The sequence below is a fragment of the Streptomyces endophyticus genome, from assembly GCF_035798155.1.
Classification (GTDB): Bacteria; Actinomycetota; Actinomycetes; order Streptomycetales; family Streptomycetaceae; genus Streptomyces; species Streptomyces endophyticus.
Genome location: NZ_JAOZYC010000184.1, coordinates 1 through 11,901 on the forward strand (window position 1 = coordinate 1; position 11,901 = coordinate 11,901).

An 11,901-nucleotide genomic window follows, 5' to 3' on the forward strand; every position below is an offset into this window, starting at 1 on the left:
GGCCGCCGCGCCCGCCGCTGCCGCGTCGCAGACCGCTCACGCCGACCCGCACGCCCTCGCCGCGATCACCTCGCTCGCCACGGAGCGGCTCGCCCTCGCGGACAAGGTCGCGGCGGCGAAGTACGGCACGGACGCGCCGATCGACGACCCTGCGCGCGAGCGGCAGATCCTCGACGACGTGGCGGAGCGCTCGGCGGGCCTCGGCATCGACCCGGCGTTCGCGCAGTCCGTCTTCCGGGACCAGATCGAGGCCAACAAGGTGGTGCAGCGCGGCCTCTACGCCCGCTGGGACGCCCACCCCGAGCAGCGCCCGACCGAGCGCCCCGACCTGGCGACGGAGGTCCGGCCGCAGCTCGACCGGATCACGACGCGGCTCCTGGACGCGCTGGGGGAGATGGCGCCCACGCGTACCTCCGCGGCCTGCGGGCCACTGCTGACGGCGGCGGCGCTGCGCGACGCCCACGCGCGCGGGTTCGACGCGCTGCACCTCAAGGGCCTTGCGCGGGCGCTGCCTTCGGTGTGCGCCTCCTGAAGCCTCCTGAAGCCTTCTGAGGTCTCCTGAGTCTTGAGGCCTTGAGGCCTTGGGGCCTTGAGGCCTTGAGGTCTACGTCCAGTGCGCGGGGCGCCGCAGGCCCGCCGGGATGCGGGTGGTGGCGTCGCCGCGCGCCGCGTTCACCTGCGCCTGGGTGAGGAACAGCGCCCCGGTGAGGTCGGCGCCCGCGAGCCGGGCGTCCCGCAGGTCCGCGCCGATCAGGTCGGCCGAGCGGAGGTCGGCGCCGGTCAGATCGGCGGCCACGAGAAGGGCGCCGCGCAAATTGGCGCCCCGTAGGTCGGCCTTTTTGAAACGGGCCCCTACAAGGTCGGCGCCTCGGTGGTTCTTCTTGCGGCCCAGCGCGCCCGGCACGTCGGCGCGCACCAGTTCGCTTGCCTTCAGTAGAAGGGCGTTCACCTCGCCCCGGACGGCCGGCACGTCGGCGGCGACGAGTTCGTCGCTGCGCGCGCGGGTGAGGCGCTCGATGTCCTCGCGGGCCCGCTGGGCGTCGCCGTGCACGGCACCGGCCGCTCCCAGCTCCAGTACGTCGCTCAAGTACCAGAGCAGTTCGTGCAGTTGACGCATGACGGGGAAGACCTCGTACATGGCCCTGGCGCTCTCGGGACGCTCACGCCAGCTGACGCCCTCGAAGGTGACCTGGGAGATCTTCTGTCCCGCGCCGAAGCAGTCGAAGACGGTGCAGCCGGGGTACCCCTCGTCGCGCAGCCTGGTGTGGATGCCGCAGCGGAAGTCGTCCTGAAGGTTGCGGCAGGGAGTGCCCGCGTTCTTGTTGTGGGCGAAGTCGTGCGACTTGGCGAAGGGCAGGGCGACACAGCACAGGCCGAAGCAGTCGGCGCAATCGGCGCGCAGGTCGGGGCGGTCAGGAGGGGTTTCCGGGGAGGTCACCTGCCCATTCTCCCCGATCGGCCACCGAGCACCCGGTCACGCGCGCGTGCGCCCTCTTGTGGCCGGGCCCGGCCGCGCGCCACCTTGGAGGCGTCCGGCACCGCCTGAAGTTCCACACCCTGGGGAGTCGACGTGGCCTCGTCCTTCGTCCTGCCGTACGAACTGCACGGTGACGGCCCGCACAAGGTGATCGCGGTGCACGGCTGGTTCGCCGACCGCGCCGCCTACGCGCCGATCGTGCCCGACCTCGACCGCACCACCTTCCAGTACGCGCTGGTGGACCTGCGCGGCTACGGGGAGGCGAAACAGACGCCGGGCGCGTACACGACGAGCGAGGCCGCCGCGGACGTGCTCGACCTCGCGGACCGGCTCGGCTGGCAGCGGTTCTCGCTGATCGGGCACTCCATGGGCGGCAGCGTGGCGCAGCGCGTGGTGGCGAACGCGCCGCGGCGGGTGCGCCGCATCGTGGGGGTGTCGCCGGTTCCGGCCTCCGGCCTGCCCATGCCGGCCGAGCAGTGGAAGCTGTTCGCGACGGCCGACGCCTCGCCGGCCAACCGCCGCGCGATCATCGACGTCACCACGGGCGGCGTACGCCCCGCCGCGTGGCTGGACCGCATGGTCGAGCGCTCGCTCGCGTGCAGCGACGCCAAGGCGTTCCGGGCCTGGCTCGACTCGTGGACCGGCGACGACTTCCACGCGGATCTGGAGCCCTGTACGGTCCCCGCGCTCGCGGTCACAGGGCAGCTCGACCCGGCCCTGGCCGCGCCCCTGATGCGCTCGACGTGGCTGACCTGGTTCACCCGCGGCGAACTCGTCGACCTGCCCGTGTGCGGCCACTACGCGATGGACGAGGCGCCGCTCGCGCTGATCCGCGTCATGGAGGACTTCCTGCGGGCGGACGGCTCGTGACGCCTGCCGTCCCCGATGTCTTCGACCCGCGCGTGTACGCGCGTGGCGTCCCGCACGACCGCTACCGAACGCTGCGCGAGCACCACCCGGTGGCCTGGCAGCCGGAGCCCGCGGTCCTCGGCTGGCCGGAGGGCCCCGGCTTCTGGGCGGTCACCCGGCACGCGGACGTGGTCCGGGTCCTCAAGGACGCGTCGGCGTACTCCTCGTACCTGGGCGCGACCCAGATCCGCGATCCGGACCCGGCGGACCTCCCGTTCATCCGCGGCATGATGCTCAACCAGGACCCGCCGGCCCACGGCAGGCTGCGCCGCCTGGTGAGCCGGGCGTTCACGCCGCGCCGCGTGGAGGCGTTCGAGCGGTCGGCACGGAACCGGGCAAGATCCTTGCTGCACAAGGCACTTCACGCGAACGACGACACGGACACAGACACGGCCACGGACACGGACACCGTGGACCTGGTCGCCACGGTCACCGACGACTACGCCCTCCTGAACCTCGCCGACCTCCTGGGCGTCCCGGAGTCCGACCGCGCGCTGCTCCTGCACTGGACCCGCCGCGTCATCGGCTACCAGGACCCGGACGAGGCCACGGCGACCACCGGCCCACCGGTGAACCCGCGCTCCCCCTCCGCGCTGGCCGACATGTTCGCGTACGCCGACGAGCTGACGGCCCACAAGCGTTCCCACCCGGCCGACGACATCATGACGACGCTCGCCACGGACCCCGATCTCACCCCGCCCGAGCGCCAGATGTTCTTCTTCCTGCTGACGATCGCCGGCAACGACACGGTCCGCAGCGCGGCGCCGGGCGGCCTCGCACTCCTGGCCGGGTCCCCGTCCACGTACGAGCAACTCCGCACGGGAAAAGCCGACTTGGCGCTCACACTCGACGAGCTTCTGCGCCGCCACCCACCGGTCCTGACCTTCCGCCGCACGGCGACCGAGGACACGGCCCTGGCGGGCACCCCCATAAAGCGCGGCGACAAGGTGGTCGTCTTCCACGCCTCCGCCAACCACGACGAACGCGTCTTCCCGGAGCCGTTCACCCTGAACCCGGCCCGCACCCCCAACCCCCACGTCTCCTTCGGTGACGGTCCGCACGTCTGCCTGGGCGCCCACTTCGCCCGCCTTCAACTACAGGCGCTGTACGAGGAAGTGGGCCGGGCACTGCCGACCCTGACACTCGCGGCCCCTCCGAGGCGCCTCGTGTCGAACTTCATCAACGGAATCAAGGAACTACGGGTGCTCCCGGACACGCACCCGCACACGCCCACGATCCGGTGATTGGCAGGGATCCTGATCGCGGCCCCCGATGGTTCTGCTCATGATGATCAAGAAGCTCCCCCGCACCGCACGCCGCCTCGCCACCCTGCCCGCCGCCGCGGTGTCCGTACTGGCCCTCGCCTCCGCGCCGTCGGCCACGGCCAGTGCCCCGGACGCCGACACCGCGAAGTCCGCCGCCTCCGTGGCGAAGGCCGCGCCCGCCTCCTGCCCCGTCGTCCCGGACCGCCTCTACGCGGCCGTCGACCGGGTCCCCCTGGACAAGATCTCGCCGGACCCGGAGTACCGGAACGACTGCCAGACGCTGTACCGGGCGGACGGGCGCACCCCGGCGGTCATCTTCAAGGAGGGCTTCGCCCCGAAGGACGTCAAGTACGGCCAGTACGACCTGGAGCAGTACGTGCTCAAGAACCAGCCGTCGCCGTTCGTCTCCACCACCCGCGATCACGACCTCTTTAAGAAGTGGACCAAGTGGATGAAGGGCGGCGCGTACAACTACTACATCGACGCCCCGAACGGCATCGACGTCAACGAGACGATCGGCGACACGCACAAGTACGCCGACCAGGTCGAGGTCGCCTTCCCCGGCGGGGTCTCGTCGCGCTTCGTCATCGGCGCCTGTCCGATCAACAAGGAGACCAACACCGAGAGCATGTCGGACTGCGTGAGCAACCCGGGCTTCCGGCCGGCGACGGCGGCTCAGTAGGGCCTGTCGTGACCGGTCTCAGCCGTCCGAGGATCGGCAGCCCTTGGGGAACTTGGTGCCACCGTCCGCGGTGGCCAGGAAGAACACATCGATCCTGACGCTCCCGGAGGGTCCGCCCTTCCAATAGCCCCGCTTCGGAGCATTTTTGAAGCGGGGCATCTTGGTGATGGCGGAGTTGACCCGTTCGGCAGCCGCCTGGCCCGGGCCCGGTTCCGGTGCCGTACCGAAGGAAAGCACGAAGCCGGCCATGCGGCTGTCGACGTCGGCCGAGCGGAGCTGCTTGGCGAGCTGGCCGCGCACTGAGGCGGCGCTGCCCGTATGTACCGTCAGGCTGCAGGGCTTGAGCACCAGCCCCTGCTCCGCGACCTTGGCCGGAGGATCCGGCTTATCGGGCTGTTTCTCCTTGGGCAGGGAGCCCAGAGCGATGACGAACAACAGCAGCAGGAGGTCGGCGAAGAGCCAGCCGGCCAGCGGGACGGTGCGCCCCGCCCCGCCCCGCCGCAGTCGGTAGCTCATGAGCGGCTCCCATCCGAAGGCCGTCCGTATCCCTCCCGGGGCGACGGGTCGGCGTTGTGCCGGAAGCCGGAGGTGTGGCGGAGGCCGTTGCGGCTCTCCATCTGGTCGACGAGTTGCCACAGACTGTGCGTGGAGTCGACCAGGTTGTCCGCCCGTTCGGTGAACACCATGAGCGAGTCCCCGAGCCGCTGGGCCAGTTCACGGACCGCGGCGACAGCGAGGTCGTGCCGGTGAATCTCCTGGCCGGTGGTCTCCTGGGCGCGCCGCAGGTCGGTGACCAGCGCGTCCAGGGCGGCTCTCAGCTGCTCCCCCTCCCGGGCCGTCAGCTCCCTGACCCTGATCAGCTCCTGGGCCAGCTCGTTCGGTGGGAGCAACGACCGGACCATGGTGGTGAGTTCGTCGACCGACCGGGTCCAGCCATCCAGCGCCGTCTGGATCCGGCTGCCGGGTCCGGTCTCCAGCACCGTCACGATCTCTTCCGAAGTGCGGCGCAGCGCGCCTTCCAGATTGACCGTGCTGGCCAGCAGTTGGGCGGCGAGGCGGTCGGCGCTGCTGTTGTCCAGCGGTTTGCCCGCCGGGCGGGCGGGGGGCGCGGCCAGCAGGAAGGTCGCCCGGGCCAGCTCCGTGGCCAGCCGTCTGCGGTCCTCCTCCCGCGAGAGCTGCTTCTCCCGGATCGTCTGCACGATGTGCAGCCCGATGGTCAGCGCCGCGACCAGCACGATGAGCAGAGTCACATGAATCGCGGACGTCCCCAGCGTCACGGTGGTCGGCTCGGCCGGATCGCCCTGGGGGAAGCCACGGGCCCAGCCGAGCAGGAAGACGTCGGTGCTCTTCTGTTGGTCATAGGCCTCGAGGGCGTCCCGCAGCCGCCACCAGGTAAGCGCGATGGGCGCGAACACCAACACGTCGCGCAGCGCGGCGAACCACCCCTCCACGCTCTGCCAGCGCTTCGGCTGAGCGTCGGGGAGCAGCACATCGGGCGGGTAGACCACGACCAGGTCCGTGCCGGCGAGGGTGACGCCACCAGTGTTCAGATCGTCGACGACGAGGTCCAGGACGGAGGTGTCCGTGCCGTCGGCCCGGGCCCGGTCGGCGAGTTCTCTGATCCGGCCGGAGACCTCGCTCAGCCCCGTACCGGGTCCGGACGCGGACCGCGGTGCCGGGACGGTCTCGTTCACGGTCATTGCCTCTTCATTCCATGTCGTGCGGAGTCATTGGGTCGAAGCCGGGCGCGATACGGGGATCAGAGCGACGTCCAGACGATGTAGCCCACCGCGGCGACGATGATCGCGAGGATGGCGATCATGAAGGCCGTGTTCACGGGGTCGAGGCCGCCGACCCAGGACCGCTCCGCCGGCTGCCGCTCGGGGAACCTCTCAGGGATCCGCTCGGGGGCGTGCCCTCGCTCGTCCGCGCGGTCGTGCGGCCACCAGGTCTCCGGAGGAAGGATCTCCGCAGGCCAGGTCTGCGGAGGGCGGGCCTGCACAGAGGGGCGGGCCCGTAGCGGGGCAACGGGCTGCGGCGGGGCTCCTTCGACCCGGGTCGCCCTGCGGCCGGATGGTGCGGTGTGCGCGTAGCCATCGCCCCGCAGCAGCAGTTCGGACAGGGCGTACCGAATGTGGGTCTCGGCCGCCTCCTCCCCCGCCCGCCACAGCGCGGCGGTGAGGAGTCCCAACGGTGCGTCATCTCCGGCGCGTTCCACTACGGCCCGGGCATCCGAAGCGCTGAGACGGGGTCCGTAGGCAGCGGTGAGCAGACCGGAATAGCAGTCGACCTCCGTCGCCTTGTCCCCGCGTGCGGCCGCTTCGACCTCGGCGCGCAGCAGATCGCGTTCGGACCACGCCCGGGCGGCCCTCTCGCGTGCCTCCCTGTCGGTTCCGGCGCCCAGATGGCGGCGCAGTACGAGGACGGCGGCATCCGGGGCGGGCCTGGCGCTCCACCGGACGAACTCCAGCAGATCGGACTCGGAGGACGGGGCGAATAGCCCCTCACGGTTCAAGTGGGACACCTCCATCCCGAGTGTCAGGGCCGTGCACACCATGTACGCCTGCCGGGGTTCGGACAGGTCGAGGCCCTGGTGCGGCTCCCGTTCCCGGAACACGTCGGCCACCAAGCCCGGCCGGGGCCGCGCCTGTGCCGTCCCCTCGATCAGGTCCTCCGGACAGGACTGGGTGAGGCAGACGACCACGGCCTCGCGCACGGCGGTCTCGCGCAGTTCGGGATGGCGCACGGAACGCGACTCGTTGGGCCCCCACCGCCGCATCACCTCGATGAGCAGATGGGCGGGCTGCTTACGCAGCTCCCCCGCAAGACGCCGGCCCTCGGTGGCGACGGCGCCCCGCATCGAGGCCCGGTACAGCAGGTCGTCGTCGAGGAGGAGGTCGAGCGGGAGCCGGTCGTCGACGATCCGGCCGTCGACGACCGGCACCGACCGCCTCCAGGCCGCCACGTCGTCGGCTGTGGCGACCCCGGCACCGGGCCGCACCCGGTGCACCGCCGCGTACCCCACGTCCAGATACAGCTCCACCAGCTGTGCGGCGAACCCAGTGCCGTCCGGATCGAGTGGTGCGCCGGCGGTTTCGACGCGCCGGCGCTGGTTGACGTAGTACGACTGCGGCGGCCGGGCGGAAAGGAAGACCACCCTCGGCTGGTGGCCACCCACGTCGGTGCTCTCCCGGCCCGCAAAGGTCCAGGGACGGCCGGGCACCGGTCCGACGATGTCGTGAACCGCCGTCATCAGCGGCAGGGCGTATTCGGGCCGGGTGATGAAGGTGAAGTCGGCGTCGGGCGCCCCGAGTACCTGGGCGACGGCCGCGGTCAGCTGGTCCTTGGGAAGATTCGGCACCCGGTCACGCAGGGCGGCCAGGCCCTGTGCCGCGTGGGCACGCAGCTCCTCGATGTCGAGCGGGAGCAGCCGAGTGTCCGGCTTGTGCGGTTCACGCTCGAGCCAGCCGGACCAGTCGTGCAGTCCCAGCGCCAAGGCTGCGTCGATCAGTCCGGGATCGCCGACCAGGGCATGCGTCACGGTGGCGCCGGCCCGGCCGTAAGCGTTGCGTGCGGGGAGTTTGCGCAGGACGGCAGCCTCGTCCTCGAAGACCAAGTGGACCAGGCCCGCCCGCGCCTCGCCCGGGTCGTCCGCGGCCTCCTTCGCGGCCCAGATGTTCGGCAGCCGCCCGGTCCAGCGGTCCAGGCTCGGCGCCCCGGAGTCCGCCAAGGGGCGCACCCCGGCGTTGCCTTCGCTGTCCCGTTCGGCCCAGCCAAAGAGGATCTGATGGACGGAACTCATCCGACGGCCTCCTGACCGAGGTCCGTGGGGTCGAGGACTCCGCACATGGCGAACAGCGCGAGCAGGGGCTTGAGAGTACGCCGCGGGGTGAAGCCCCCCAGAGGCGAGCGCTGGACGCCTTCCTCCTTGACGGCGCCGTGGCCGGTCGAAGAGGCGAAGTGCAGGGTCGAAGGGGTGCAGCGGGCGAAGGGCGCGAGCCAGCCGCGGGCTCCCCGGGAGCTGAGGAAGGCGTAGGCGTCCTCGCTCTCCGCCTCCACGGTGCGCAGGTCCAGCTCCTCCTCCGGCGAGGTGTCCCTGAACCACCGCTCCACCAGCACCTCGTGATGCCTGAGCAGATCACTCTTGCCGACCACGACGGCGGCAGGCAGCGGCATGAACTCCTCCCCCTCGAACCCGCGCAAGTGCGCGATCTTGTTCAGTACGACGTCGAAGGACGGGTCGCCCGTAACGCTGCCTGAGGAGCCGGTGAGGCCGCGGATCCGGGTCGGGTCGACCACGAAGACCAGGGCGCTGGCTGCGCCGAGGAACGGCACCTGAGCGTCGTGGTTGGCCAGCCACTCGCCGGAGACATCGAAGAAGGCGACGGCAAAGTTGCGCCCCATCCGGCTGCTGTGGATCCACAGGGCGTCGGTGAACTCGGGCGGCCCCGCGGGGGTGCCGTCGATCCCCTTGCCCTGGTCGAGGAAGGGGCGGACGACGTCCCGCAGATACGTCTGATGCCTTTTCAGGTCGAGCCCGCCGACGACCAGCCCGAGCTGTGACATCCGGTCCACGTCGGTGAGCATGCCCAGCATCGCGGCGAGCAGATGGCTCTTGCCGGCCGCGGACTCGCCCACCACGCCGATGACGAGCGGCTCGCCGAAGTCGCCGTATCTGCCGGGCAGAACATGGGGCTCTCCCGCGCCGCTCTCGCACAGCCGGTAGGCGTTGAGCGTGCGCTGGTTCCATGCCAAGTCGTCCTCGCCCTCCCGGCGGACGAGAGGCTCCGTACCGCCATCGGCGTTCATGGCGACGATCTCGGCGCGTGCCCAGTCCACCATGTTCAGGCAGATGGGGCACCTCACGTGTGCTGCCATGTCTCTCTCCTCCCCCGCCTCACCAGATCAGCGTCACGACGAGCGCCAGGGCGGCCATCGTCAGCAGGATCACGGCCGGCGCGGTGAACCTGCGGAGGACATCGATGAGCGGGGGCGGGGGGACGGGGCCCCGGTTCGGGATCCGTTCCGTGTGCGGCGGGGGCAGCGAACGGTGGGCGAACTCCCGCTGCCGGGCGCGTAGTTCACGAAAGCGCCTGCGGGCCTCCAACTCCTGCTCGACCGGAGTGTGGGGGCGGACCGCCTCTGATTTGGCGGCCCCTCCCTCCCAGCGGGTGCGCAGCGTGAACCCGCTGATCCGGTGCCGGGCTGCATCGGTGAAGACCCCTTCAAGGAGGTTGCGCAGACTGCTGTCGAGGAGTCGGACCCGGCCCCGCATCTCCAATACCGCGGCGGCGTCCTCGCCCGTCGCCAGATGGAAGATCACCACGCCCGCGGGATACACGTCGTCCCGGCAGTCCGCCTTGCCCAGACCCGCCGCCTGCTCGGGGGACCGCCATGGATCCGCGCCCACCGCCGCGCCGCGCTCCTCGCCCTCGTGCACGGCGATCCCCGACTCGGTCAGCTGGACGGTCTTACCGTCCCACAGCAGGGTCTCGGGCCGGATGTCACGGTGCACCACGCGCAACTCGTTCAGCCGGGTGAGCACGGCGATGATGCCGTCCACCGCAGCCCACAACTCCCCAGGAGGTAGGGGCAGTTCGTCACGGAACTCGGCGAGTGGACGCCCCCTACGGGTGACCACGAGAAAGGGGGCCCGACCATCGGACCAGTGGCCAATGACCCGGCTGAGCTCAGAGGGATAGCCGATGACACCGAGCCTACGGACCAGCAGGTCCGCAAGCCTGACGGCCTGAGCCAGCTCGCGACGGGCCTGGTCGGTGTAGGCGATGCGCTGCACGACGCGCTCGCCACCTCCGTGCACCAGAATTCCCCGGCGTTCCCGAAATCCGTCCTTTGCCTTCTCCTCCTGATCGAAATCGACCTCGAAGATCGACTTCTCGGCACCGCGACCACCACAGGTGATCATTTCCAGACGCTCGATCAAGCCCGCCCCCGATATGTGATGCGCGCACCGAAAGTACACCCGTGGAACGGCGCGTCAAGTACCATCCCACTGAACTACCGCAGATATACGGGAAGTTGGCTCGGGGGACGAAATGGCCAGTTCCACCTGGAAGCAGTTGCGCGACGACGGCGCATTCGAATTACTGGGCGAATTATTTCCGGATGTGACGAGCAGTCACACCCTTTTGGAAGACCTCGGTGTCAACCCGGCCGTCCTCATCCCCTTCGCCCCGCCGCTGGCCGCTGCCGACTGGTGGCGCGCCGTATGTCAGACCCTGGACCGGGGCCGGATCGCGGGGGTGCGGCCGTGCGACCTGCTCGTGGCGGCGGCGGCCAGGTATCCCGGCCACACGGAACTGCGGAACCTGGCCGGCAGCGGTGCTCCGGCCGCACCCGTGCGGGTGCTGTGTCTGATGTCCGCACCGCTCGACGAGGCCAGAATCCGGCTCGGCGCCGAACAGCGCATCATCCAGGAGGCCGAGGGGCGCTCCGCGGGGCGCCTGGCCGTGCAGGTCCACCCCGCCACCCGGGTCGCCGACATCCTGCCGCAACTCGATGCCGCGCTCCCGCAGATCGTGCACTTCGCCGGGCACGGCACCGACGACGGCCGACTGCTCTTCGAGGACGAGACGGGCGCCTCGGCGGCAGTGCCCATCGAGGCGCTGATCCCCGCCTTCGAGCTGCGTGCCCCGATCAACTGCGTGGTCCTCAACTCCTGCTGGACGGCGGCGTACGCGGAGGGGCTCCTCAAGTGCGCGCACACCGTGGTGGGCACCGTGAGCGAACTCGACGACGACGCGGGGCTCGTCTTCGCGCAGGGCTTCTACACCTCGCTCGCCCACTCCCCCGACATCGAGCGGGCCTGTGCGGCCGGGCGCGCGGCGCTGCGGCTGAACGGCCACTTACCGGAGGCCCTGCACCACATGTCCCGTGCGGGAAGCAGCCTATGACGGCCCATAAAGCGGGCGGACGTGTCGAGGGGGACGAGGTCACCTCCGCCTCGCCCGAAGTGGCCAGCGCCTTCGACCGCGGTCAGCAGCGCGGCGAGAACCCCCAGGTGGCCGGCGCCGACGGACCGGCCTCCACCACGCTGGATTCGCGCTGGCTGGGCACCTGGCGAAGGCCGGGTTCCCGGCGCCGGGAACCCTGCCGGGTGTGCGGACACACCTTCCGCCTGGACGACACCGTCTATCTGCACCATTCGGCAGACGGCAAGCTCACCGACGTCACCCATCACCTGCGCAATCTGCCGTGCAGCGGCCGTTCGACGCCTTCGGAGATGCCCGACCCGCGGGCGCAGGCGGCGTTCTTCCGCGGGGTGGACGCCTCCGATCCGTCGCCGGAAACCCTGCACACCGTGCGCCTGATGCCCGACGATCGGGCCCTGGGACACCCCCGGCAGCGCAACGCCTGCTTCGTCTGCCGACACACGTTCCGGCTCTTCGAGACGGTCGTCGTCTGCCCTTGCTCACCGGCGGAGCGCGACTGCCTCAAGGCGGTGCACCAGGACCCGGCCCGCGGACTCGGCTGCTTCGAGCAGTGGCGCAGCGACCTCACGGTCACCCAGTGCCCCATGAACTTCCGTACGTTGACGCGGAGTTGAG

General features: G+C 70.7%; 12 protein-coding genes. 6 read left to right on the forward strand and 6 right to left on the reverse strand.

Going from position 1 to position 11,901, the window contains the following annotated elements; genetic code table 11:
• Nucleotides 1–532: chorismate mutase (locus OKJ99_RS36390; RefSeq protein ID WP_326022596.1), on the forward strand; the 532-nt coding region annotated here is incomplete at its 5' end.
• 72 nt (nt 533–604) lie between these two features.
• On the opposite strand, the gene OKJ99_RS36395 is transcribed toward OKJ99_RS36390, so the two are convergent.
• Entirely contained in the window at nt 605–1,438 is an 834-nt protein-coding gene (locus OKJ99_RS36395; protein ID WP_326022597.1) for a pentapeptide repeat-containing protein, read from the reverse strand.
• A 132-nt stretch (nt 1,439–1,570) separates the two neighbouring features.
• Here OKJ99_RS36395 and OKJ99_RS36400 point away from each other — a divergent pair, with 132 nt between their 5' ends.
• The 3 genes from OKJ99_RS36400 to OKJ99_RS36410 are packed head-to-tail and all read left to right on the forward strand — an operon-like array spanning nt 1,571 to nt 4,333.
• On the forward strand, nt 1,571–2,347 hold the full coding sequence (locus OKJ99_RS36400) for an alpha/beta fold hydrolase (RefSeq protein WP_326022599.1): 777 nt from the start codon (nt 1,571–1,573) through the stop codon (nt 2,345–2,347).
• Complete coding sequence (locus OKJ99_RS36405) at nt 2,344–3,630, forward strand: cytochrome P450 (protein ID WP_326022601.1); 1,287 nt, start codon at nt 2,344–2,346, stop codon at nt 3,628–3,630. The genes OKJ99_RS36400 and OKJ99_RS36405 overlap by 4 nt, the downstream gene beginning before the upstream one ends.
• Nucleotides 3,631–3,673: 43 nt before the next feature.
• Nucleotides 3,674–4,333 (forward strand): ADP-ribosyltransferase, encoded by a 660-nt coding sequence (locus tag OKJ99_RS36410; protein WP_326022818.1) that lies wholly within the window; start codon nt 3,674–3,676, stop codon nt 4,331–4,333.
• Nucleotides 4,334–4,351: 18 nt separating this feature from the next.
• Here the strand turns inward: OKJ99_RS36410 and OKJ99_RS36415 are convergent, their stop codons facing one another.
• The 5 genes from OKJ99_RS36415 to OKJ99_RS36435 are packed head-to-tail and all read right to left on the reverse strand — an operon-like array spanning nt 4,352 to nt 10,277.
• Nucleotides 4,352–4,849 carry a hypothetical protein gene (locus OKJ99_RS36415; RefSeq protein WP_326022603.1) on the reverse strand — a complete coding sequence of 166 codons (498 nt, stop codon included), beginning with the start codon at nt 4,847–4,849 and terminating at the stop codon, nt 4,352–4,354.
• Entirely contained in the window at nt 4,846–6,033 is a 1,188-nt protein-coding gene (locus OKJ99_RS36420) for a hypothetical protein (protein ID WP_326022604.1), read from the reverse strand. The genes OKJ99_RS36415 and OKJ99_RS36420 overlap by 4 nt, the downstream gene beginning before the upstream one ends.
• 59 nt (nt 6,034–6,092) lie before the next feature.
• Nucleotides 6,093–8,135: a hypothetical protein gene (locus OKJ99_RS36425; protein WP_326022606.1), complete on the reverse strand. Its 2,043-nt coding sequence runs from the start codon at nt 8,133–8,135 to the stop codon at nt 6,093–6,095.
• Nucleotides 8,132–9,211, reverse strand: coding sequence for a hypothetical protein (locus OKJ99_RS36430; RefSeq protein WP_326022608.1), 1,080 nt, complete (start codon nt 9,209–9,211; stop codon nt 8,132–8,134). Before OKJ99_RS36430 ends, OKJ99_RS36425 begins: the two co-directional genes overlap by 4 nt.
• Before the next feature lie 19 nt (nt 9,212–9,230).
• Complete coding sequence (locus tag OKJ99_RS36435) at nt 9,231–10,277, reverse strand: protein kinase family protein (protein WP_326022610.1); 1,047 nt, start codon at nt 10,275–10,277, stop codon at nt 9,231–9,233.
• Between the two features lie 112 nt (nt 10,278–10,389).
• Here OKJ99_RS36435 and OKJ99_RS36440 point away from each other — a divergent pair, with 112 nt between their 5' ends.
• Both OKJ99_RS36440 and OKJ99_RS36445 read left to right on the forward strand, forming a co-directional pair.
• Complete coding sequence (locus OKJ99_RS36440) at nt 10,390–11,247, forward strand: CHAT domain-containing protein (protein ID WP_326022611.1); 858 nt, start codon at nt 10,390–10,392, stop codon at nt 11,245–11,247.
• Entirely contained in the window at nt 11,244–11,900 is a 657-nt protein-coding gene (locus tag OKJ99_RS36445) for a hypothetical protein (RefSeq protein ID WP_326022613.1), read from the forward strand. The genes OKJ99_RS36440 and OKJ99_RS36445 overlap by 4 nt, the downstream gene beginning before the upstream one ends.
• Nucleotide 11,901: the final 1 nt, after the last annotated feature.

Bases quoted from the DNA above. Each gene is read 5' to 3' on its own strand.
- OKJ99_RS36410 (WP_326022818.1), top strand. From the start codon at position 3,674: ATGATCAAGAAGCTCCCCCGCACCGCACGCCGCCTCGCCACCCTGCCC.
- OKJ99_RS36415 (WP_326022603.1), bottom strand. From the start codon at position 4,849: ATGAGCTACCGACTGCGGCGGGGCGGGGCGGGGCGCACCGTCCCGCTG.
- OKJ99_RS36420 (WP_326022604.1), bottom strand. From the start codon at position 6,033: ATGACCGTGAACGAGACCGTCCCGGCACCGCGGTCCGCGTCCGGACCC.
- OKJ99_RS36425 (WP_326022606.1), bottom strand. From the start codon at position 8,135: ATGAGTTCCGTCCATCAGATCCTCTTTGGCTGGGCCGAACGGGACAGC.
- OKJ99_RS36430 (WP_326022608.1), bottom strand. From the start codon at position 9,211: ATGGCAGCACACGTGAGGTGCCCCATCTGCCTGAACATGGTGGACTGG.
- OKJ99_RS36440 (WP_326022611.1), top strand. From the start codon at position 10,390: ATGGCCAGTTCCACCTGGAAGCAGTTGCGCGACGACGGCGCATTCGAA.
- OKJ99_RS36445 (WP_326022613.1), top strand. From the start codon at position 11,244: ATGACGGCCCATAAAGCGGGCGGACGTGTCGAGGGGGACGAGGTCACC.